Annotated in this window: 24 protein-coding genes; 3 read left to right on the forward strand and 21 right to left on the reverse strand. The window is 60.7% G+C overall.

Annotated features, from left to right (window positions below; genetic code table 11):
- Positions 1-15 precede the first annotated feature (15 nt).
- Genes QN377_RS06680 through QN377_RS06775 form a run of 20 tightly spaced genes read right to left on the reverse strand, consistent with a single transcriptional unit; the run spans position 16 to position 18,135 of the window.
- Positions 16-1,242, reverse strand: a complete 1,227-nt coding sequence (locus QN377_RS06680; protein WP_095000869.1) for a beta-ketoacyl-ACP synthase — start codon at positions 1,240-1,242, stop codon at positions 16-18.
- The gene (fabG, locus tag QN377_RS06685; protein WP_095000870.1) at positions 1,242-1,970 is read right to left on the reverse strand and encodes a 3-oxoacyl-ACP reductase FabG; all 729 of its coding nucleotides are present in this window, start codon (positions 1,968-1,970) and stop codon (positions 1,242-1,244) included. The genes QN377_RS06680 and fabG overlap by 1 nt, the downstream gene beginning before the upstream one ends.
- Positions 1,963-2,430, reverse strand: coding sequence for a hotdog family protein (locus QN377_RS06690; protein ID WP_095017717.1), 468 nt, complete (start codon positions 2,428-2,430; stop codon positions 1,963-1,965). The genes fabG and QN377_RS06690 overlap by 8 nt, the downstream gene beginning before the upstream one ends.
- The gene (locus QN377_RS06695; RefSeq protein ID WP_095000872.1) at positions 2,427-3,614 is read right to left on the reverse strand and encodes a beta-ketoacyl-[acyl-carrier-protein] synthase family protein; all 1,188 of its coding nucleotides are present in this window, start codon (positions 3,612-3,614) and stop codon (positions 2,427-2,429) included. Before QN377_RS06695 ends, QN377_RS06690 begins: the two co-directional genes overlap by 4 nt.
- The gene (locus QN377_RS06700) at positions 3,611-4,129 is read right to left on the reverse strand and encodes a DUF3261 domain-containing protein (RefSeq protein WP_165484595.1); all 519 of its coding nucleotides are present in this window, start codon (positions 4,127-4,129) and stop codon (positions 3,611-3,613) included. The genes QN377_RS06695 and QN377_RS06700 overlap by 4 nt, the downstream gene beginning before the upstream one ends.
- A gap of 5 nt (positions 4,130-4,134) precedes the next feature.
- Complete coding sequence (locus QN377_RS06705) at positions 4,135-4,890, reverse strand: class I SAM-dependent methyltransferase (RefSeq protein WP_095000874.1); 756 nt, start codon at positions 4,888-4,890, stop codon at positions 4,135-4,137.
- Positions 4,887-6,119 (reverse strand): NAD(P)/FAD-dependent oxidoreductase, encoded by a 1,233-nt coding sequence (locus tag QN377_RS06710; protein WP_416194592.1) that lies wholly within the window; start codon positions 6,117-6,119, stop codon positions 4,887-4,889. Before QN377_RS06710 ends, QN377_RS06705 begins: the two co-directional genes overlap by 4 nt.
- 2 nt (positions 6,120-6,121) lie before the next feature.
- Positions 6,122-7,285 (reverse strand): sodium:proton antiporter, encoded by a 1,164-nt coding sequence (locus tag QN377_RS06715; protein ID WP_322213997.1) that lies wholly within the window; start codon positions 7,283-7,285, stop codon positions 6,122-6,124.
- Positions 7,279-9,540: an MMPL family transporter gene (locus tag QN377_RS06720; RefSeq protein WP_416194597.1), complete on the reverse strand. Its 2,262-nt coding sequence runs from the start codon at positions 9,538-9,540 to the stop codon at positions 7,279-7,281. The genes QN377_RS06715 and QN377_RS06720 overlap by 7 nt, the downstream gene beginning before the upstream one ends.
- A gap of 43 nt (positions 9,541-9,583) precedes the next feature.
- The gene (locus QN377_RS06725; protein ID WP_232527658.1) at positions 9,584-10,294 is read right to left on the reverse strand and encodes an outer membrane lipoprotein carrier protein LolA; all 711 of its coding nucleotides are present in this window, start codon (positions 10,292-10,294) and stop codon (positions 9,584-9,586) included.
- Positions 10,291-10,716: an acyl-CoA thioesterase gene (locus QN377_RS06730; RefSeq protein ID WP_095000878.1), complete on the reverse strand. Its 426-nt coding sequence runs from the start codon at positions 10,714-10,716 to the stop codon at positions 10,291-10,293. Before QN377_RS06730 ends, QN377_RS06725 begins: the two co-directional genes overlap by 4 nt.
- A complete protein-coding gene (locus QN377_RS06735) occupies positions 10,709-12,253 on the reverse strand; it encodes an HAL/PAL/TAL family ammonia-lyase (RefSeq protein WP_095000879.1) in 1,545 nt (514 codons plus the stop codon). The genes QN377_RS06730 and QN377_RS06735 overlap by 8 nt, the downstream gene beginning before the upstream one ends.
- Complete coding sequence (locus QN377_RS06740) at positions 12,234-13,172, reverse strand: glycosyl transferase (protein WP_095000880.1); 939 nt, start codon at positions 13,170-13,172, stop codon at positions 12,234-12,236. Before QN377_RS06740 ends, QN377_RS06735 begins: the two co-directional genes overlap by 20 nt.
- Positions 13,169-13,903: a glycosyltransferase family 2 protein gene (locus QN377_RS06745; protein WP_095000881.1), complete on the reverse strand. Its 735-nt coding sequence runs from the start codon at positions 13,901-13,903 to the stop codon at positions 13,169-13,171. The genes QN377_RS06740 and QN377_RS06745 overlap by 4 nt, the downstream gene beginning before the upstream one ends.
- Before the next feature lie 13 nt (positions 13,904-13,916).
- Complete coding sequence (locus QN377_RS06750) at positions 13,917-15,587, reverse strand: AMP-binding protein (RefSeq protein ID WP_095017713.1); 1,671 nt, start codon at positions 15,585-15,587, stop codon at positions 13,917-13,919.
- Positions 15,584-16,129, reverse strand: coding sequence for a hypothetical protein (locus QN377_RS06755; protein WP_095000883.1), 546 nt, complete (start codon positions 16,127-16,129; stop codon positions 15,584-15,586). The genes QN377_RS06750 and QN377_RS06755 overlap by 4 nt, the downstream gene beginning before the upstream one ends.
- The gene (locus QN377_RS06760) at positions 16,126-16,380 is read right to left on the reverse strand and encodes an acyl carrier protein (protein WP_095000884.1); all 255 of its coding nucleotides are present in this window, start codon (positions 16,378-16,380) and stop codon (positions 16,126-16,128) included. The genes QN377_RS06755 and QN377_RS06760 overlap by 4 nt, the downstream gene beginning before the upstream one ends.
- Positions 16,381-16,389: 9 nt before the next feature.
- Entirely contained in the window at positions 16,390-16,650 is a 261-nt protein-coding gene (locus QN377_RS06765) for a phosphopantetheine-binding protein (RefSeq protein ID WP_095000885.1), read from the reverse strand.
- A complete protein-coding gene (locus tag QN377_RS06770) occupies positions 16,625-17,437 on the reverse strand; it encodes a lysophospholipid acyltransferase family protein (RefSeq protein ID WP_095000886.1) in 813 nt (270 codons plus the stop codon). The genes QN377_RS06765 and QN377_RS06770 overlap by 26 nt, the downstream gene beginning before the upstream one ends.
- Entirely contained in the window at positions 17,413-18,135 is a 723-nt protein-coding gene (locus tag QN377_RS06775; RefSeq protein ID WP_095020172.1) for a beta-ketoacyl synthase chain length factor, read from the reverse strand. The genes QN377_RS06770 and QN377_RS06775 overlap by 25 nt, the downstream gene beginning before the upstream one ends.
- Positions 18,136-18,438: 303 nt before the next feature.
- Between QN377_RS06775 and QN377_RS06780 the strand changes: the two genes are divergently transcribed.
- Positions 18,439-19,212, forward strand: a complete 774-nt coding sequence (locus tag QN377_RS06780; protein WP_095000888.1) for a ParA family protein — start codon at positions 18,439-18,441, stop codon at positions 19,210-19,212.
- Here QN377_RS06780 and trxC read toward each other — a convergent pair.
- The gene (gene trxC, locus QN377_RS06785; RefSeq protein WP_095000889.1) at positions 19,209-19,649 is read right to left on the reverse strand and encodes a thioredoxin TrxC; all 441 of its coding nucleotides are present in this window, start codon (positions 19,647-19,649) and stop codon (positions 19,209-19,211) included. The genes QN377_RS06780 and trxC overlap by 4 nt on opposite strands.
- Positions 19,650-19,919: 270 nt before the next feature.
- Between trxC and QN377_RS06790 the strand changes: the two genes are divergently transcribed.
- Both QN377_RS06790 and QN377_RS06795 read left to right on the forward strand, forming a co-directional pair.
- The gene (locus tag QN377_RS06790) at positions 19,920-20,210 is read left to right on the forward strand and encodes a type II toxin-antitoxin system HigB family toxin (RefSeq protein WP_095023803.1); all 291 of its coding nucleotides are present in this window, start codon (positions 19,920-19,922) and stop codon (positions 20,208-20,210) included.
- A complete protein-coding gene (locus QN377_RS06795) occupies positions 20,207-20,608 on the forward strand; it encodes a helix-turn-helix domain-containing protein (RefSeq protein WP_095023804.1) in 402 nt (133 codons plus the stop codon). Before QN377_RS06790 ends, QN377_RS06795 begins: the two co-directional genes overlap by 4 nt.
- The last annotated feature ends 49 nt before the right edge of the window (positions 20,609-20,657 follow it).

Here is a 20,657-nt window from a genome sequence, read left to right on the forward strand (position 1 = left end):
TGGGTTCCACAGGTATCAGGCCCAGCGACGGAAGATCAACGATGTGTTGACCCCGCCAAAGGCAAAGTTGTTGTTCATCACGTAGTCGTTGTGCATCACCCGGAACTCGTCACGCAGGTAATCCAGTTCGCCGCAGCGCGGGTCGACTTTATCGAGGTTAAGCGTGGGAACGTAGCGGTCGCGGTTCATCATTTCGATGCTGAACCAGGATTCCAGCGCCCCACAGGCGCCCAGGGTATGGCCAAAAAAGCTCTTCTGCGAACTGATGGGCATGTGTTTGCCGAACAGCTCGCTGGTGGCCAGTGTCTCGGCAATATCACCCTGTTCGGTGGCGGTGCCGTGGCCGTTTACATAGCCGATGGCATCCGCGCCAATACCGGCGTCTTCCAGTGCCAGTTCCATCGCCCGGCGCATGGTGCCGACTTCCGGGCGGGTGGTGTGCTGGCCGTCGGCATTGCTGCCAAAGCCGACGATTTCTGCGTGGATATGGGCGCCACGGGCCAGTGCGTGTTCCAGCTCTTCGAGTACCAGCATGCCGCTGCCTTCGCCGATCACCAGGCCGTCACGACCACTGTCGTAGGGGCGTGGGCTGGTGTGCGGGGCGTCGTTTTTCAGGCTGGTGGCGTACAGCGCGTCAAACACCATCGCTTCGGTGGGGCACAGTTCTTCGGCGCCGCCGGCGAGCATCAGCGGCAGGCGGCCGAACTTGATGGCCTCGTAGGCATAGCCGATCCCCTGGCTGCCGCTGGTGCAGGCACTGGAGGTCGGGATCAGGCGCCCGGTCAGGCCAAAGAAGATGCTGATATTGGCCGCTGTGGTGTGCGGCATCATCCGTACGTAGCTGTTGGCATTGAGGCCGTCTGCCACCGAGTTGAGCAGCATATTGCCGAACGCCATGATCTCGTCGGTGCTGCCGGTGGACGAGCCGCAGGCTACGCCCATGCGCCCGTCGCGAATGATCGGGTTGTCGAGCAGGCCGGCGTCCTGCAGGGCCTGCTCTGCAGCGCCGACGGCCAGCCGTGACACGCGGCCCATGCTGCGCAGTTGCTTGCGGGTCCAGTGGGCGGGCACCACAAAGTCATCAATGGGGCCGGCCAGTCGGGTGTTAAGTTCAGCGAACCGGTCCCACTCGTCCATGCGCCGGATACCGCTGCGCCCGACCACAAAGTTGGCTTCGATACTGGCCCAGTCACTGCCCAGCGAGGTGATACCGGCCATGCCGGTGACAACGACGCGTTTCATCAGCACAACCCTCCGTTGACGGCCAGCACCTGGCGGGTGATATAGCCCGCTTCGGCCGACATCAAAAAGTTGACCGCCCCTGCGACTTCTTCGGGGGTGCCCATGCGTTGGGCGGGGATCATTTTCATCAGTTCGTCTACCGGTACGTTTTCGTCAAGCATGGCGGTGTCGATCAGCCCCGGCGCGACGCAGTTGACGGTGATTTTGCGTTTGCCCAGCTCGATGGCCAGAGCCTTGGCGGCGCCGATCAAACCGGCCTTGGAAGCGCTGTAGTTGACCTGCCCGCGGTTGCCGATCAGGCCCGAGACCGAAGTAATGCAGACGATACGCCCGGCTGCGCGGCGGCGGATCATCGGCATCATCACCGGGTGCAGCACGTTGTAAAAGCCGTCGAGGTTGGTGCGCATCACCACGTCCCAATCGTCTTCGCTCAGCGCTGGAAAGGCGCCGTCGCGAGTCAGGCCGGCATTGAGCACTACGCCGTAGTAGGCGCCGTGGGTTTCAACGTCGGCTTCCAGAATGGCTTTGCATTGGGTGCGATCCGATACGTCGAATTGCAACACCCGGGCACTGCGACCCAAGGCGTGTACTTCGGCCATGACGGCATCGGCTTCGCTGCGGCCGCTACGGCAATGCAGGACCAGATCGAAGCCGGCTTGGGCCAGGCGCAAGGCGATGGCGCGGCCAATGCCACGGCTGGAACCTGTGACCAGAATGGACTCAGTCATGGCGGGTCTCCCGGGGTGTTTGAGCAAGGTAGGTGTCAGCCTGGGGCGGACGGAACACGTTCAGGCGGGCGCTGGCATGGATACCGGGGCCGGTGAGGTGACACTCGAATACGCCCATGCCGTTGTCGTCTTCCAGTGAGCGCAGGGCGTGGATATGCAGCGGGGCGCCGAGCGGGAAATGTTCGACGTTACATTCAAATTTACGTGTGCCCAACAAAAAGCCCAGCGCCACGGGGCGGCCCTGCAAGCGGGCGCGACAACCGGCGTAGGCCGCGACGCTTTGCGCCATCAATTCAATGCCTGTCCAGGCGGGCAGGCTACCGTCTTCGCGGTTGAACAGGCCGCCGGCTTTTACGATCAGGCGGGTTTCAATCTGCTCTTCATCAAACGCCAGGACCTGATCGATCAGGATCATGTCGCCAGCGTGGGGCAGCAGTTCGGCGAGTGGCCAGTCAATCATGGGGCCTCTCCGATAATCAGGCTGACGTTATTGCCGCCGAAGGCAAACGAATTGCTCATCAGGCAGCGCTGTGGGGCGGGTGCGAGGGTCTGGCCGGGGGTAACCCAGTTTAGCGCCGGCAGCGCCGGGTCGCCTTGGCCGTCCCAGACATGGGGCGCCAAAGCACCACCGTGGCTCAGGCTCAGCCAGCAGAAGGCAGCTTCCAGCGCGCCAGCCGCACCCAGGGTATGGCCGGTCATGGGTTTGGTCGACGAACACGGCACACCGTTGGCGAACACCTGCGACACGGCGTGGCTTTCCATCGCATCGTTGTGCTGGGTGGCGGTGCCATGCAGGTTCAGGTAACCGATCTGAGCGGGCTGTAAACCCGCGCGGCCCAAGGCTTTGTGCATGGCTTGTACGGCGCCGCGGCCGCTGGGCTCCGGGGCGGAAATATGGTGCGCGTCACTGCTGGCGCCTGCGCCGAGCAGAGCGATGGTGTGGCCGTTGGCGGGGTGCCTGCTCATCAAGAACAGCGCTGCCGCTTCGCCGATATTGATGCCTCGACGGTTGACCGAAAACGGGTTGCAGCGCTCATCCGCCACCGCTTCCAGCGCCGAAAAACCGTTGAGCGTCAATTTGCATAGCGTGTCGACACCGCCGCACAGCACTACGTCGCACAGGTTCATGTCCAGCAACCGCTGGGCGCTCATCAGCGCCCGGGCGCTGGAGGTACAGGCGGTGGAGATCACATAGGCCGGCCCGCTGATGTTCAGCCAGTCGGCCAGGAACGTGGCCGGTGCACTCAGCTCTTGTTGCTGATAGCTGTAATCAGCGGGGAACTGCTGATGCTGCAGGTAATGGGCAATGCCCTGACTGGCTTCATCAATGCCCGAGGTACTGGTGCCCAGCACGATGGCAATACGATCGCGGCCGAAAGTAGCGATTGCTTGCTCAATATCGCCCTGTATTTGCAATGCGGCTTCGAGCAACAGTCGGTTGTTGCGGCTGTTTTGCTGTTCGAGCCCAGCGGGGATCGCTGCCAGTTCGCCGCTTACCGCGCCGATGGTCGGCGAGCGTTCAGGCACCCAGCCGCTTTGCCGCTGCATGCCCGAGCAGTCACCGGCAAACAGTTTGCTCGCCACTTCGGCGGGGCCTCGGCCCAGAGAGCAGACCACGCCCAGTGCGTTGAGGTAAGCAGTCATGGGGCGGCCTCCAGCGGGCTGATTGTGTAATGCAGATCGCCCTTCATATCGATGCGAAATGCCTCGGGTTGCTGGTAGTGCACTTGCCAGCGCTGTTCAATAACTCGCAAGTCAGCCGCAGTTTTTGCTTGTGGATAATTGTCCGCCAGCTCAGTTGCCGGTGTCAGTGCAAACAATAGCGCGGCGAAGAGTTCGCGGGCCTCGGGGTTGGGCGGCAACAGACCGTCAGCCTGCCAGGTGCCGTCTTGCAGTAATTGGCGCGCCAGCGGAATACCCAGGGGGTCCATCAGCGACCAGCGTAGGGCAGGTCCTTGCTGCTGGATCACCAGCAACCAGTCTTGCCGTTGTTCGGCCTGTTCGCGCTGGATATGCAATTGCATGGGCAGGGCCAGGGTTGGCGTTTTCCTGGGCAGCGGCAAGCTGGTGCAGCTACTGAGCAGCATGCATATCACTAACCACACAAACATTATCCGTGTGGGAGCGGGCTTGCTCGCGATGCAGGCAACTCGGTTCATCTGATTCACAGCAGCGATCCTGTCGCGAGTAAACCCGCTCCCACAGGGGATTGGGGTTTGCGCGCCACCACGTTGACCAGGGTTTCATCACGCTGGCCCACCGGTTTTGGCTTTAGCAAGCCAACCCGCTCCAACAGGCCGAAGTCTTTGGAGCGACTCCACCACAGGTAAGGATAGGAGATATTCTGTGGCTCAAATTCAAAGCCCTGGTCACGGATCATCTCCAGGTATTGCGCTGCGCTTTTTTGCACATGCATGGGGTGACGGAACAGCCAGCGGATCACCCAGGTATCGATATAGGCTTCGGTGGACTCGGCAAACAGCAAGTAACCACCGGGCTTGAGCACCCGGTAGAACTCGGCCAATGCCCGGTCCTGTTGCACCAGGTGATGAAAAGTCTGGTGACAGAACAGGATGTCGATGCTGTCATCGGCCACCTTCAGCTCAGCGCAGTCGCTGCCGATCAGCTCAATGTCGATGCCCTGACGCCGGGCTTCTTCGGCGCTCAAGTGCAGGCTCAGGGGATCAGCATCGAGGCCGATCAGGCGCTTCGGTGCGAAGGTTTTGTCCAGGTACTGGAACGATTTGCCCTGGCCGCAACCGGCATCGAGGATCACCGGCGCGGTTGGCAGTTCATCACTGAACAGGCTGCGCAGGTCATTGATGGCCACCCGCAGTACATGGTGCTGCCAGGTGTGGCTGCGCAAGAACCAGAACCCCAGGCGGGTTTCTTCAACGTAGGTATCGCTCAGAGGTTTCATGCGGGCTCCGTGGCGCAGATATCCGACAGCATGCGCAAACGGCGCCTGGACTCGCTGACAAAGGGGTTGCTTTCGTCCCAGGCATAACCGGCCAGGATCGAGCTGATCATGCGGCGAATATGCGGCTGGCTACCGGGGTGGTAGATCACGTCCTGGAAGGTGCCGGCGTACCAGCCTTCAACATAGCAACGGAAGGTGTCGACCCCGCGCTTGAGCGGTTCGGCAAACTCGCTTTGCCAGTCCACCGCCTCGCCTTGCAACTGACGGTGCAGCACGCCCGCCGCCATGCTCGCTGAACGCATGGCGATGGTTACGCCCGAGGAGAACACCGGGTCGAGGAACTCGGCAGCGTTGCCCAACAGTGCAAAACCTGGGCCGTGCAGGGTTTTGACGTTGGCCGAGTAACCGCCCAGGGTACGGGCCGGAGTGTCCCATACGGCATTGGCCAGCACCCGTTGCAGGCTGGGGGTTTCATCGACAAAACTGCGCAGGCAGGTGTCGAGGTTTTCACTGCGGCCTTCGAAATGCCCGGCTGCCGCCACCACGCCCACCGACGTGCGGCCATTGCTGAACGGGATGCTCCAGAACCAGATGTCGCGCTGGGTCGGGTGGGTGGTAATAAGGATTTTGTTGCGATCAAAACCTGCGTAATCGATACGGTCTTCCACGTGGGTAAACACCGCCTGACGCAGCGGAAAGTTCGACGGTGCTTCAAGGTCGAGCAAGCGCGGCAATACGCGGCCGTAGCCGCTGGCGTCGAGAATGAAGTCAGCTTCAACCTGATAGCGGCTGGTGTCTTCGCGTTCAATGTGCAGGAGCGGTTTGGCACGCTCGATATCCGTGCTGATCACGGTTTCGCCATAACGGATTTCGACACCTTGCAGCGCGGCTTGATCGGCCAGCAGTTTGTCGAAGTCCGCGCGTTGCACCTGAAAGGTGGTGGGTTTGCCGTTACTGAAAGTGTCACCAAAATCGAAGGCGCTGTATTGCTCGCCCCAGGCGAAGGCAGCACCGTTTTTCAGCTGGAAGCCGGCGGCCTGCACCGCGTCCAGCATGCCCGCTTCTTCGATGAAGTCGATGCAGTGCGAAAGCAGGCTTTCGCCAATCGAAAAGCGCGGGAAGTGCTGGCGCTCGATAACCAGCACATCGTGGCCCTTGCGTTTAAGTAGGGCCGAGGCAATGGCGCCGGACGGTCCTGCACCGATGACTACAACCTGACGACGTTCCATTTCTATTCCTGACACAGGCGCTCCTTGCCGGGTACCACGGCAGACTTCAAGGGGGGGTTGCTCATACCCGCCAGCGCCGGCAGCAGCGTGGCGATGAGGCTCATCAGTATCAACGCGAAGTACAACGCGGGACTGATCAGCTGTTGTTGCAGCAGCAAGTTGAGGAATACGATCTCACTCAACCCGCGAATGTTCAGCAGCAGGCTCTCACGCCATCGGCTGGCGCCTGCAAACGAGGGCGTGGCCCAGCTCAGTCCGAGCCAGTTGCCCAGCAGTTTGCTGGCCATCGGCAGAAGCAACAGGGCCGCCAGTTGCAGCGGGCTTATCTGGCCCAGGGCGCTGTGTACATCAATCTGCACAATGCCGAACGTCAGAATCAGCGGGATCGCCAGCGTGGACTGCATGCGCTCAAGCCACACGGCCTTTAACGGCATCACCAGCGGTACCTTGAGCCATGCCATGCAGACCAGATAGCCGACGCCAAATATCAACGCATTGAGGCGGTAATGTTCAGCCACCACCAACAGTGCGAAAAAACTCAGGCTGTAGCACAGCGGCTGACGAATGCGCAGGCCGCGCATCAGCAGCGGCAATAAAGCCCCGGCCAGCGGCAGTAATACACTGCTCAGGTTCAGGCTGCCCTGGGCCAGGCCGAACAGGCTCCAGCAGGTCAGGTCGATCACAATTGCGCTTTGCACCAGGCGACGGGAGGCAGCAGGCTGGTAGTCGATATGGCGCAGGTACAGGTACAGCACCGGGATGGCAGTGATGGCAAACACCAGCCCCACGGCCAGCGAATTCAGCCAGGGTTGCTCGGGCAACAGCCAGACGGCGCAGGCGAGCCCGCTGACGAAGGGCACGGCAAAGCTGGGCAGGGCGATTTTCAGGCTCTGGCGGTCCAGTCGCAGATCAATCACGTCGCTCAAAATGGTCCCCAGCAACAGGGCGAAGCTCAGGCTGTAAAGGCTTTTGAGCCAGACCGGCGCCACCAGTTGCGCACCGTTGAGCTGCCAGTGCGGCTCGATCCAGAACAGCATCAGCAACGGCAAACCGATGGACGCCAGCAACAACTGGCTGACAATCGGGATCATGCGAAAGCGCCGACCCACGTGAGTGGCCAGCGCAAACAGGACTAACGCCAGCAGCCAGAACAGACCCGTCAACACGGCTTATGCTCCTGTTTACCGGCCCAGGGGGCGAGGATAAAGCTGAACGCCAACCCCAGGCTCACCGACAAGCCGAAATTGCTCACCGCCGGTGTACTCGACACCGCCAGCAAGCCAAACGACAGCCATGTGGTCAGGGCGGCCAGCAAGGTGCCCAGCAAGCTGACGGCCGCACCACCGATTTGCTCGCGCATCAGGATCGCGTAGTCGACGCTGATGGCGGTGACCAGCAATAAGCCGAACAGGCTGAACAAGGTCAGCGGCTGGCCCAGCCAGCCAAGGCTGGCAAGGCTGCACAGGGCGGCGAGGAGCGGCAGCGCAACGATGCGCAATGCTCCGCCAAAGCCGAACGGAGCGATCAATAGCACGACGATCAGCGCGCATGACAACAGCTTCAACTCAGCAGCGCTGATTTGTGTGGCCGCAAACACTTTGTTCAAGTCCCCCAGGCGATCCACCAGTTTCACACCGGGCAAGTCCTGCGTTTGCGCACGCAACAGGCTGGCATCATTTAAACCTTGCAGGCTGACCATCGCGGCGACGCCGTCGGTATTTTTGCCCAGCCATAGTGCTCGCCATGGTTCGGCCAACGGGCCTGCCAGCGCATCGTCGATTGACTGATCGGGCAAGGCTTGCAACTGCGCCAGCTCGGTTTGCAAGGCGCTTTCGGGTACGCCCAGCGCCAGCAGCGGCTGCCAGTGTTGAGGCAGCGCGCTGAGGGCGGCGCGCAATCGTTGTTGCTCGCCGGACTGGCTGACCAGTTGGTTGAGGGCCAGAAAGCCTTGCAACTTGCCGCTGCCGATCAACTGTTCCAGGCGCTGGCTCAGGCTGCTCTGGCGCTCCAGTAATTGCTGTTCGTTGTCGGCGCGTACCAGAAAGAACTGGCTGGTTGGCTGATAGCCGGTGATGCGCGCAATGGCCTGGGCTTCGTTCATCAACTGTGGCGGGGCGCCGACCCATTGGCGGATGTCGTTTTTGCTGGTGAGCTGCCACAAGCCGGCGGCACAAAAGGTCAGCAGCAGTGCCAGCAGCGCAGCCGTCGGGACTTTTTCCAGCAGTGCTGCGCGTGCATCAAGCAGACTTTGCGCAATGTTCAGTGGCCATTGCGCAGGACGCAACTCGACGCCTTTGAGCAGCGCCGGCAGCAGGCACACCGCACTCAAGTAAGCGCCGATCAACCCGGCCGCGGAAAAAAGGGCGATTTGTGTCAACGCCGGGAAGGGCGTGAAAGCCAGCGCCAGATAACCGATGCAACTGGTGGCCAGGCTCAGGCTCAGACCGGGCAAGGTCAGGCGCAAGGCGGGCCAGCTGCGCCAGGGTCTCAGGCTCCAGCTTTTGGACAGGTAATGCAGGGGGTAATCCACCGCCACGCCGATCAGGCTGGAGCCCAGCACCAGTGTCATCACGTGCATGCTGCCAAACCACGCGACACAGGCCACGGCGCCAAACAGCATGCCCACCAGCACTGGAACGAAGGCCAGCAGCACGCGCCAGCGCCGGAAGGCCAGCAGCAACAGCAGCAAAATACCCACCGTTGCACCACCGCCGACCCAGGTGATTTCCCGGCTGGCTTGTTGTTGCCCGCTGGCGGCATACAGCAGGCCGCTGGCGGCGAGTAATTGCACATCGTTTTTAGCGACCTGCTCACGGCTCTGTTCGAGCAGTTCGGCGACCCGCAGAGGCAGCTTCATATCGAATGCATTGCCTTGCGTACGGGCGCGCAACAGCACCCAGCTTTTGCCGTCGGCATCGGCAATCAGGGCGCCGCTGCCAATGTCCAGTTGCACCGCACCGCGTTGCGGCTGGCTGTTTTGAATGCGACCGGTCAGGCCCAGCCAGTCATCCTGGCTGGGCACCAGGCTAAAGCCGGTAAAGGGGTCGAACAACGCCTGCACCCGCTGCTGGATAAAGGCCTCGGGGTGTTCGATCAACTGGGTACGGTCGGCGTTCGAGAGCATCGCCAGACGCCCGCGCAGCAGTTGCTCGCGCAGGGCCGGGAGGTCGGCTTGCAGGTCCCACTGGACCTTTTCAAACAGGCCGCTGGCTTGCCATTGCTCGCCCAATTGTTGAGCGCTGGCGATCGCCTGCTGACGGTCTGCACTGGCGACCAGCACCAGCATTTCGCGGTTCAGGGGCTCTTGCATGCGCTGTTCGGCGCTGAGCTCCAGCGCATCCGGTGTGTCGCCCGGCACCAGCTCCATCAGGTTGGCCGACAGCGGCGCACCGTGGCGCCACTGCCAGCCAGCCAGTGCCATCACGGCCAGCAACAGAACCAGAAAGGCCCGTGGCAGCCAGCGCTCACTGCGCAAAGTCGTTTTGCTCCGCGTTGCTCAAGGGTTGATTGCCGACGCTGTTTGGCATTTTTAGCAGCGTGCTGTCACCTTGGGCTTCTTGCAGTTCGATACGTTGCACCAGCTCGCCGCCTTCAATATTGATCCGGGTGAACACTTGCTTGAGCAGCAGTGAACGTGGTGTCAGCGTCAGCGCCCAGCGGCTGGGTTCGCCTTGTAATTGCAGGTCGAAATCACGTTGCAGGCCGCTGCTGTCGCCTTGCAAAACAGCGAGGAACAAACGGTTCTGCTCGGCGCCCGCGCTTTTGCCCGGGAGCATCTGCCATTGCGTGCCGTCGCGTCGGGCGATGCCCTGGGCGTTGATGCGGTAATCCTGTTGCAGCGGGGTTTTCAGTTGCCAGAGCAGGCCGTGGTCCTTGGCCAGGACAAATGTGCCGGTGCTGGTGAGTGGCTTGGGCAGCGCGCGCAGGTGTTTTTCCTGGATGAAATCACCGTGGATCACCTGGGGCTTGGCCAGTTGTTCGCTCAGTTGTTGCAGGTCGAAGGCGTGGGCCAGTGGGGTGAACAGCAAGGCGGCGAACAGCAATGAGAGACGGGTGCGGCCTTTGCCCTCTCCCAGAGGGAGAGGGGGCAGAATGGCTGAGTTCTTGAGTGCGCCGCGGTCAATCCCCTCTCCCTTTGGGAGAGGGCTAGGGTGAGGGGCTTTTGATCCATTCATGACAGCACCCGCTCTACAGCCCGCACAAAACACCCAGGCGAGGCCAATTGCATCTCCCGGCTCTCAATTTCAACCGCCACCTGCACTGTAACTGCCCTAGTCAAACGCTCACCCGTGACCGCATCGCTAATCAGATAATTAATCTTCAGGCGGTTCTCCCATTCCACCAGGCTGGCGCGCACGTTGATCCGCTGGCCGAACGTGGCGCCGCGGACATAACGCAACTGCATGTCGATCACCGGCCACGCATAACCCGCTTCGAGCATCTGCGTGTAGTTGTGACCGATATGGTCAAGCAGCGCACAGCGCGCCACTTCGAGGTATTTGACGTAATGCCCGTGCCACACCACGTGCATGGTATCGATGTCGAAAAACGGCACCAACACTTCGGTATCAACGTGAAAAACCCCTTTACTACGCATGCAGCCTCCAGTGTTGTTGGGCGATGCGGCTCAGGCACAAACGCAGTTCGGCTTCCAGGGCGCGGTCTTCAACCACGGGGGCAAAATCCTTGGCCAGTTCGGCATGCATCTGCGCCAGCGCCGGCGGCAACGGGCGAGCGTCTTCGGCACGGCTGCGCAGCCAAACGCCCTGATGGGCAGCCAGCAAGGTGGCCGCTGCCACCTGCTCGGTCAACTCCAGTACGCGGATCGCATCACGAGCGGCGATGGTGCCCATGCTCACCTTGTCCTGGTTATGGCATTCCGTGGAGCGTGAGAAGACGCTGGCCGGCATGGTGTTTTTCAATGCCTCGGCAGTCCAGGCGCTGGTACCTATCTGCACCGCTTTAAAGCCGTGGTTGAGCATTGCCCGTTCTGCGCTGGCGCCCGACAGGTTGCTCGGCAGGCCGTGGTTGTAGCGTACGTCCACCAGCAGGGCGAGCTGGCGGTCGAGCAGGTCGGCGACGTTGGCCACCAAGGTCTTGAGGCTGTCCATCGCAAAGGCGATATGGCCGCCGTAGAAGTGCCCGCCGTGCAGTACGCGCTCCTCTTCGGCGTCAATGATCGGGTTGTCGTTGGCGCTGTTGAGTTCGGTCTCGATAAACCCGCGCAGCCAGCTCAGGCTGTCTGCCAGCACGCCCAGCACATGGGGCGCGCAACGCAGCGAGTAGCGGTCTTGCAGGCGATGCAACGGTGCGGTGGGGGCATCGATGGCGAGGTCCTGACGGATCCAGGCAGCGACCTGCATTTGTCCCGGGTGCGGCTTGGTGGCAAACAGGCGTTCGTCAAAGTGCTCGGGGTTGCCTTGCAGCGCCACCACGTTGAGGGCGGTGATGCGCGTGGCCAGTTTGAGCAGGTAGTCGGCGCGGGCATAGGCCAGGCAGGCGAGGCCGGTCATCACGGCGGTACCGTTCATCAGTGCCAGCGCTTCCTTGGGCCGAAGTATCAGCGGTGTCCAGCCCAGTTCCCGGTGCACATCTGCTGCAAGGCGGCGCTCGCCCTTGAACAGGACTTCGCGTTCGCCCGACAGGGTTGCGGCCACGTAAGACAGTGGCGTCAGGTCGCCACTGGCCCCCACCGAGCCTTCTTCGGGGATCAGTGGCAGGATGTCGTGGGCAATAAAGGCCTGCAATCGTTCCAGCAACTCTATGCGCACCCCCGACACGCCGTGGCACAGCGACTGCAAGCGTGCCGCAAGCACCGCGCGGGTGGCTTGCGCATCGAGCAATTTGCCCAGGCCGCAACCGTGGAAGGTGTAGAGGTGGCGGGGCAAGGCTTCGACGTGCTCCAGCGGCACCGCAACCACGCAGGAGTCGCCGTAGCCGGTGGTTACGCCATAGATCACGCCTTCCTTGTCCAGCAGCGAGTCGAGAAAGCGCGCGCCCTTGGCGATGCGCTCGCGGTAGTCGGGGTCGTCCTGCAGCCGCGTTGGCGCCTGACGATTGGCCAGGGCCAGCACGTCTTCAATGCGCAACGGGGTTTGGCCGAAGGTTACTGGCTCATGCGGATGCGTCGTCATCGGTCTTCCAGAAAGGGTAAAAGTTGAACCATTGTTGCGGTGCCTGCAGGCAGTAGTAGCCCAGGCGGTCGGCGTAGAGCGTGGCCCAGTCGTCGATCACCTGCTCGCGGTTATTGCGTCGCCACACCACTTCGCGGGCAAAGGGTTCGAGGATGACTCGATAACGGCCTTTGTGTTTGAGGCAGAACATCAGATTGACCGGGCATTTGAGCAGTCCTGCCAGCAACCACGGGCCTTGGGGGAATGCTGCCGTATAGCCGAGGAAACCGACCTCTATATGGCGCCCGCCATTGAGTGGTACGCGGTCACCGGCGATGGCCAGCCATTCGCCGTTTTCCAGGCGCTGGTTGAGTTGCAGCATCACCGCCGGGTTGAGTTCACTGACCTGAATCAACCGTAAATGGCTGGCCCCGGCTTCGCCCAGCAGGCGGTTGAAGTGTTCGGCATGCCGGGTGTGAACCAGCACATTCATGGTCACCTGCTCGCCCAGTTCGGCGAGCGCACGGCAGACTTCAAGGTTCCCCAAGTGGGCGCCTACCAGCATCTGCCCGCGTTCGCCGCGCAGTTGATTGCGCAGCAGCGCGGGGTCAACGATTTCGATGTCTTCGATCTTGAGACGGCCATTCCATACATCGAGCTTGTCGAGCAGGGCGTCGGCAAACGCCATGAACTGCCCGAATACCCGCCAGCGAGTAGGGCGCAACTCGCTTTGCTCGCTCCAGTCGGCCAGGCGCTGCTGGTATTGCCAGATGCTGCGTCGTGCGCGGCCGCCGAACACAAAGAAGTACAGCACAATGGCGTAAAGCACCGGGCTGAGCACACGTCGGCCCAGCAACCTGACGCCCAGGGCGGTGAGCTTCATCAGCCGGAAACTGCCGCGCTCTTTGTGGGCAGCCCAATGCTGTTGAGGTTCATTCATGCTTTGCAGCGCCTCCAGAGGATGCCCGGCAAGCGTATCAACATGCCGAAAAACAGCTTGGTGTGCATGCTCGAAATCAGCGCATTGTCATGGAACAGGCGAAAGTGCGAGAGACCGTCCTGCGGGTAGTGGACCTGGGTCGGCAGCCAGCACATCGGCTGGTTGCGCCACGCCAGGCGAACCAGGATCTCGGGGTCGAAATCCATGCGCTTGCCCAGCGTTACCGAGTTGATCAGTGCGAGGGTCGGCGCCAGCGGGTAGACCCGAAAACCGCACATCGAGTCGGGAATCTGCAATGAAAGGCTGTTGATCCACACCCACACATGGGTCAGGTAACGCGCATACAGGCGGCCCTTGGGCACGCTGGCATCGTATTGTGGGTAACCGCAGACCAGCGCTGCAGGGTTTTGCTGTGAAACCCGCATGAAAGTAGCGACGTTGCGCAGATCGTGCTGGCCATCTGCATCCACTTGCAGGGCATGGGTAAAGCCCAGTTGCATGGCTTCACGAAGACCGGCCATGACTGCGCCGCCTTTGCCCTGATTGACGGCCAGACGAATGAGAAAGATGTTTTCGCCACGGGCAAGCTCACCCAGAACAGCGGCGCAGGCGGGGCTGCTGGCGTCGTCGACCAGCACACAGGGCAAACCGGCGGCGCGCAGGGCCGCGACCACGCCAGGCACGGCGGTTTCGTGGTTGTACACCGGGATCACGGCGCAGGGGTTATGCACGGGACTATCACTGTTATCCACAGGGGGCCTCCAGCACGATGCGACCACTGGAACAGGGTGCAGTGGCGTTGCGGTAGGCGAAGTGCAATTTTGCGCGTTCGCTGTCAAAGCGCAGGGTTAATTCAATGGCGTCCCCGGGGCGCACCAGTTGCTGGAACTTGAGTACTTCCATCCCGGCAAAACGCGGCGGCAGGTCGAGCAGTTGCTGGCCCAACACCATTGCCCAGTCCACTTGCACCACACCCGGCAACACCGGTGTTTTGGGGAAATGGCCGCTGAAGAACGCCAGGTCCGGCGGGATCGACAGGTTCAGCGTCCACTGACCGGCGTCTTCGCTTTGGCTCAACACTTCCGGCAGCTTGGGCCGGGGTGCGAGTAACAATGCATCGACTCGGGCCTGTGGCAGCTTGCCCTGGCTGTTGAGTGGTAACTGGCGCAGCAAACGCCAGCGGCGCGGCAAGGCCACGGCTTCGCAGTGCTGACTCAAGTGCTGGCGCAGGGTGTGGGTCAGGGCTCGGCGCCCCTGTTCGCGCAGGGCAAACAGGCCACTGGCGCTGAGCACCAGCAGGGCGCCCAGTGAGGCGCGTTTGTCATGCACCACGCCCAGGCGGGCTTCGGCTACCCAGTCATGGGAGACCAGCGCCTGCTCCAGCATTGGCAGGGAAATACGTTTCTCTTCGAGTTTGACGATGCGATCCAGTCGCCCGAGCAACTCAAATCGCCCGTCTGCTTCAATACGGGCGGCATCAGCCGTGTGTTCGACATGGCCCTTGGGCAAGTAGCTAGAGGCGATGATCAAGGCGCCGTCACTGCTCTGGCTCAATTGCACATCGGCAAAGGGCTGCCACAGGTGTTGCCCCTGACGCCAGGCGATACCGCCGGTTTCGGAGCTGCCGAGGATCTCGGTCGGCCACTGGCCCAGGCGTTCGAACAGCGTCCGGGCTGCTTCTTCGGGCAGGGCACCGCCAGAAGAAAATACTCGGCGGACCGAGCTTAACGCCGGCCAGTCGAGGTTGTCGGCCATGCGCTTGAGCAAGGCCGGGCTGGCGATCCAGGCAAAAGCAGCGTGCTCACGGCTGGCGCGTTGCATGTCTTCAGGGAAGGCCAGTTGTTTGCGTACAAAGCTGCGGCCTGCGCACAGAGGCCACAACACACGGAACAACAGCCCGTAGATGTGCTGCGCCGCCACACTGGCAATAATGCATGCATCACCCAGATCAGCACCCCACAGTTGCTCCAGTGCCTGAACCTCGTTGGCCATCTGGCGCAGGCTTTTGTCGATCCGTTTGGGTTCGCCGCTGGAGCCCGAGGTGCACAAACTGAGCTGGCACTGGTCCAGATCCAGTTGCGCTGCAGGCAGAGGATCGGCGTACAGGTCCTGCAACTCTTCGCTTTGAGTTATCCACAGGTCAACCTGGCTGTCCCATCGAAGGCGGGTTTGCGCTTGCAGGTCGGCGGGCAAGAGCACGCTGACTCCGGCCTGCCAGGCACCGAGCAAGGCCTGCGCCAGCTCGGCGGCATCTTCAAGGTGTACGGCAACGCGTCGCACGCCGCGCTGTTGCAGGCCGCCCGCCAGGCGCAGGGCCCGTTCACGCAGGGTGTCGTGGTTCAGTTCGGGGTCAACGCTGACCCGGCGATCTGCGTGCCCCTTGAGCAACAGGTGCTCAAGATTTATCCAATTCATGCCCGGCCTCTTACCTTTTGTCGTATCAGCCATTCAATGAAAAACAGCAGCCCCATCAGCGCGTAGGCGATCAGGCCGTTGTACAACGTCCACCAGCTCAGCGGCGCCCACAGCGTCAGGGAGGCTGCGACTAATCCGTTTAGCATGAAGAACAGGCACCAGACCTTGGTCACCTGCCGCGTGTAATCAATTGCAATATCGGGCAGCACGGGCTCGCGCAACCGCGCCAGCCGCTCGATCATTGGCGGCCCGTACTTCAGGCTCAGGCCGAACAGGCAAAGCATGAACGTGCTGACCAGCACCGGGTACCAGCGCAACAGTGCCGGGCTGTTGAACAGCCCCAGCAGGGCGCAGAACATCAATGCAACCACCGCCATCAACAGACTGCCCGGGCGGCGTTCGCCGGTCAGGGCGCGGGCCAGCCACAGGCTGCCCAGCAGCAGCGCGAATTGCCACGGGGCGAAATGGGCCATGCCGAAGTACACCGCAAAGGGGTACATCAGTCCGGCCAGCAACAGGCCGAGGCCAATCAGGCGGTTCATGCGTCAGCGTGAACCAGGCGGTAAACCGCCTCGACCACGTCATTGACGGTACGCACCGATTTGAATTCTTCAGCGGCGATTCGTTTGCCGGTTTTACGCTTGATATGGTCAATCAGATCGACAGCGTCAATGCTGTCGATTTCCAGATCCTGATACAGGTTAGCGTCCAGGGTGATGCGTTCGGGTTCCAGTTCGAAAAGTTCGACCAGAGCGTCGCGCAGGGTGTTGAAAATGTCGTCACGGTTTTGCATGGTTCGGTCTCAGGCTGCCTGTTTGGCGGTGACAAAAGCCGCAAGGCTGGCCACGTTGGAAAAATGATTGCGTGTATCTTTGGCGTCGGCGTCTATTTTGATGCCGTAGGTCTTTTGAATCGCCAGGCCCAGCTCCAGTGCGTCGACAGAGTCCAGCCCCAGGCCGTCGCCAAACAGGGTTTGATCGTCGCCAATGTCGCTGACACTGATGTCTTCGAGGCCCAGGGCATCGATGATCAGCTGTTTAATATCGTTTTTCAGATCGCTCATCTGTGGCGAGCTCCTTAATAAAATAGTCATGCACGAAGTCGTTGAGCAGGCGCGAGGCTTTGGGCGGCGGGCCAAGCGCGGAAAATGTATGTGGATCTATATCGGCACCGACCCGAAAGCTGAAGTGCACGCGACGCTCGGGTATGCGATACCAGGGCTCGGCCTTGGTCAGCGTGGTGGGGCTGACCTTGATCACCACCGGTGTAAGGATCTTCGCACCCCGCAGTGCAATCGCGGCGGCCCCGCGATGAAAGGATGGCGCATGGCCTGGCCGGGTACGCGTCCCTTCCGGGAAAATCACCAGGGTCTGGCCTTGCTGCAACGCCCCCGCAGCGTTATCGAGCATGTCTACGCTGCCATCATTGCTGATGTATTGCGCCGCACGCACAGGGCTACGGGTAAACGGGTTTTGCCAAAGGCTCTGTTTGACCACGCAATTGGCGTTTCTCACCAGGCCGATCAAAAAAACCACATCGATTAGCGACGGGTGGTTGGCGATGATCATCTGCCCGGGGCGGCCTAGCCGCTCGGCACCCTGGACGTCATAGGTCAGCACGCCCATGCGCGCCATGGTGCGAATAAACAGCCAGAACAGGCGGCTGACGGTAAAACGGGCACGCTCGCGCTGACGCGTGGCATCGCCCGGCAGGCAACTCAGCACCGGAAAAATCACCAGACGCAGGCACAGGCAACCGATACCGAACAGTGCAAAGCTGATGGCAGTGGCGATCAAGCGCCAGGCATAAGCATCACGGCGGGCGCTCACAGGCTGTGCTGCCAGTTCCACACGCGGTTTTTCCAGGTGTGCTGGAATGATCTCTGCTGCTTATCGAGCAGTTGGCGCAACAGATTCAGGGCATGGGGCCATTGAGCTTGTTCTATGCCTGCGGTACCACTGGCGAGTGAAACCTGCCATTGCTCGCCCGGGGTCAGCAGCAGGCCCACGGCATAAGGGAAGGGCACGTCATTGATACAGCGTGCATAGGCCTCGGGTGGCTGCTCTTCGGTGATGATCAGCAACACGGCGGGCGCGCCTTCATTGAGCAGGGCGCAGGCTTCGATCAGGCCGTGCTCCAGGCCGTCTCCGGCGGCAGCAATAGCGGTCATTTCGCTGGTTTCGCCGCGCATGATCGACCACAGGCCAATCACGGCGTTATGCACCGAGAGGCTGAACTGCGTGGGGGACAAGGGCTGATCCGCCGCGAGGTCGCTGAGTATGTCGAATGTGCGCGGGGTTTCACCGTGACGCGAGGCAAAGACCAGCGGTAATGCTTCATGGCCTTCGGCCAATGGCCAGCCGACGCAGAATGCCATGCGAGCCAGGCGGCTGAGGCGGCGCCGTTGCATGGCGGGTAAAAATGAGACATCGGGTGCTGCGCTGTTGGCAGCAAGTACACAGGGGTGCTGGCTCCAGGCTTGCCAATCGGCCACGGTGTCGAGGCCTGGAGCCCAGGCGCGCCACGCGGCGATATTGAAATTGATCACTGGAGTTCATCCCGCCCTTGCAGGCTTCCTTGATGCGAAAGTGGACACCGATCGACGCCGCACTTGATACAGAGGGGCGATATTATCCCGGTGCAGTTGGTTCGTAGCAAATATTGCTTACAGCCCCAGTGTGGTTTTTCTGGGAATTTAGAAAAATAGGATCAATGGATTTTATTTGAGAGATTTATTCGTTTGTTTTTGTGGAGATATTCTTGATTGATGTAGGGCATTTCTTAGCAAGGTAGCTAAGCCGCGCAAAGGGCATCTACACTCGGACACTCATAGGTACACGGAGGTTTTGAAATGCGTCGCGTGGTGTTTAACCAGAAAGGCGGTGTGGGTAAATCCAGCATCGCGTGTAACCTGGCTGCGGTTAGCGCCAGCGAAGGGTATCGCACGTTGTTGGTGGATCTGGATGCCCAGGCCAACTCTACTCAATACCTGACCGGACTGACCGGCGATGATATCCCTATGGGGATTGCCGAGTTCTTTAAACACACCTTGTCAGCGGGCGTGGGCTCGAAGAAAAACCGGGTCGATATTTACGAAACACCCTTTGAAAACTTGCACGTAGTGACGGCTACGGGTGAATTGGCCGATTTGCAGCCCAAGCTTGAGGCCAAGCACAAGATCAACAAGTTGCGTAAGTTGCTGGACGAGCTGGCTGAAGACTATGACCGCATTTATGTCGACACTCCACCCGCGCTGAATTTTTACGCGGTATCGGCGTTGATTGCCTGTGATCGTGTGCTGATTCCGTTCGATTGCGACAGTTTTTCACGTCAGGCGCTCTATGGCCTGCTGGCTGAAATCGCTGAGCTAAAGGAAGACCACAATGAAGACCTGCTGGTCGAGGGCATCGTGGTCAACCAGTTTCAGGCCCGGGCCAGCCTGCCCCAGCAAATGCTTGATGAGCTGATTGCCGAGGGGCTGCCGGTGCTGCCCATGTACCTGAGCAGCTCAGTACGCATGCGTGAGTCGCATCAGGCCTGCCAGCCTTTGATTCACTTCGACCCGAGGCACAAGCTGACCCAGCAGTTTGTGGAGTTGCACGATTACCTGGATCAGAACGCTTAAGCGCTGATGCCTTGGCTGCGCAGCCAGGCGCCAAGTTGCTGCAATGGCAACGCACCGCTCTGGCGTGCGATTTCGCGGCCATTTTTAAACAGGATCAGGCTGGGTATCGAACGGATGCCCAGTTGCCCCGCCAGGTGCTGGTTGGCCTCGCTGTCGAGCTTGGCAAGCCGACACTTGCCCAGCAGTTGGCGGGCGGCCTGCTCAAATACCGGAGCAAAGGCCTTGCAGGGCCCGCACCACTCGGCCCATACATCTATCAGTAGCGGCAGGTCGCCCTTGATCTGGCTGGCGTAATCGGTTTGCTGCAAATCGAAGGGCCTGGCCAGCAATACTTCATTTTTGCAGCGCCCGCATTTGGGGTGCTCACCCAGGCGATCGCCGGGGATGCGGTTCAGGCCGTTGCAGTGGGGGCAGGGGATCAGCAGCGGTTCGGTCATGGAGAGCTCCTTGGAAGTGGCCATTGGTGCCGCCTGTCGCAGCGACTCCAGATTGATGGCGTGCAGTTCAGCAGATGAACACCTGGGCCGCCACCCCCCCCATGACGTATCTGCTCACAATGTGCTCAAGCCGGCCACCAGGTCTCTATCTAGGCTGTAAAAACCCCCCGGGCTTTGCACCGCTGGTCTGGCAATCGTTATCGCAAGTTGCGATTGCCAGGGTTCGGGTTTAGCCTTCATAGCAAGATGCGATAAGGACATTGCAGGCGAGTGATTACAGCAAAACGAATTTGGGAAGCCAAAGCACAATGGCCGCAATCGGCGAGCGCACTGGATGAGTGGTATCGCAAGATCAAAGTCCTAAGCCCTGAAGACTTCGCCGCGTTGAGATCGTTTTTCCCCGCCACCGACAAGGTGGGTTCGTTTCATGTTTTCAATATAGGTGGTAACAAACTGCGGTTGATCGCCGTGGTGCGTTACCGGGTACAGCGCCTCTACATCCGTCATGTGCTGGATCACCGTGACTATGACAAGGGCAAATGGAAGGAATCAGCACCATGAACGCATTGGTCGAACAGGCAGCAGAGCATTGGCAATTCGTGGCGCCGCTGCTGCGCAAACCGAAAAACGAAGCCGATTACGACGGGCTGGTCGCCGCCCTTGATACGTTGACCGACTTGATAGGCGATGATGAGACCAACCCCTTGATGAGCCTGGTGGACATCATCGGTGACTGGGTTGAGGCTTACGACCTAGAGCATCGACCGATGCCCAAGGTCAGCGGCGTCGATGTGCTGCGCTCGGTGATGCAGGAACACGGGCTGACGCAAAGCGATTTGCCAGGTGTCGGCACCCAGTCTGTGGTGTCCGAAATCCTCAGCGGTAAACGCCAGCTCAACGTACGGCAGATTCGTTGGCTGGCCGATTACTTCAAAGTGCCTGTGGATATGTTTATCTGAGGCTTACGGCGTGCGCCACGCTGTGGCTGGTTTGTGGGCCGACGACTGG

The sequence above is a fragment of the Pseudomonas sp. CCC4.1 genome (assembly GCF_035019225.1).
GTDB lineage: Bacteria > Pseudomonadota > Gammaproteobacteria > Pseudomonadales > Pseudomonadaceae > Aquipseudomonas > Aquipseudomonas bubulae.

Coding starts and splice junctions, on each gene's coding strand:
- QN377_RS06680 (WP_095000869.1), bottom strand. CDS start 1,242: ATGAAACGCGTCGTTGTCACCGGCATGGCCGGTATCACCTCGCTGGGC.
- fabG (WP_095000870.1), bottom strand. CDS start 1,970: ATGACTGAGTCCATTCTGGTCACAGGTTCCAGCCGTGGCATTGGCCGC.
- QN377_RS06690 (WP_095017717.1), bottom strand. CDS start 2,430: ATGATTGACTGGCCACTCGCCGAACTGCTGCCCCACGCTGGCGACATG.
- QN377_RS06695 (WP_095000872.1), bottom strand. CDS start 3,614: ATGACTGCTTACCTCAACGCACTGGGCGTGGTCTGCTCTCTGGGCCGA.
- QN377_RS06700 (WP_165484595.1), bottom strand. CDS start 4,129: ATGAACCGAGTTGCCTGCATCGCGAGCAAGCCCGCTCCCACACGGATA.
- QN377_RS06705 (WP_095000874.1), bottom strand. CDS start 4,890: ATGAAACCTCTGAGCGATACCTACGTTGAAGAAACCCGCCTGGGGTTC.
- QN377_RS06710 (WP_416194592.1), bottom strand. CDS start 6,119: ATGGAACGTCGTCAGGTTGTAGTCATCGGTGCAGGACCGTCCGGCGCC.
- QN377_RS06720 (WP_416194597.1), bottom strand. CDS start 9,540: ATGGCACTGGCTGGCTGGCAGTGGCGCCACGGTGCGCCGCTGTCGGCC.
- QN377_RS06725 (WP_232527658.1), bottom strand. CDS start 10,294: ATGAATGGATCAAAAGCCCCTCACCCTAGCCCTCTCCCAAAGGGAGAG.
- QN377_RS06730 (WP_095000878.1), bottom strand. CDS start 10,716: ATGCGTAGTAAAGGGGTTTTTCACGTTGATACCGAAGTGTTGGTGCCG.
- QN377_RS06735 (WP_095000879.1), bottom strand. CDS start 12,253: ATGACGACGCATCCGCATGAGCCAGTAACCTTCGGCCAAACCCCGTTG.
- QN377_RS06740 (WP_095000880.1), bottom strand. CDS start 13,172: ATGAATGAACCTCAACAGCATTGGGCTGCCCACAAAGAGCGCGGCAGT.
- QN377_RS06750 (WP_095017713.1), bottom strand. CDS start 15,587: ATGAATTGGATAAATCTTGAGCACCTGTTGCTCAAGGGGCACGCAGAT.
- QN377_RS06755 (WP_095000883.1), bottom strand. CDS start 16,129: ATGAACCGCCTGATTGGCCTCGGCCTGTTGCTGGCCGGACTGATGTAC.
- QN377_RS06760 (WP_095000884.1), bottom strand. CDS start 16,380: ATGCAAAACCGTGACGACATTTTCAACACCCTGCGCGACGCTCTGGTC.
- QN377_RS06765 (WP_095000885.1), bottom strand. CDS start 16,650: ATGAGCGATCTGAAAAACGATATTAAACAGCTGATCATCGATGCCCTG.
- QN377_RS06780 (WP_095000888.1), top strand. CDS start 18,439: ATGCGTCGCGTGGTGTTTAACCAGAAAGGCGGTGTGGGTAAATCCAGC.
- trxC (WP_095000889.1), bottom strand. CDS start 19,649: ATGACCGAACCGCTGCTGATCCCCTGCCCCCACTGCAACGGCCTGAAC.
- QN377_RS06795 (WP_095023804.1), top strand. CDS start 20,207: ATGAACGCATTGGTCGAACAGGCAGCAGAGCATTGGCAATTCGTGGCG.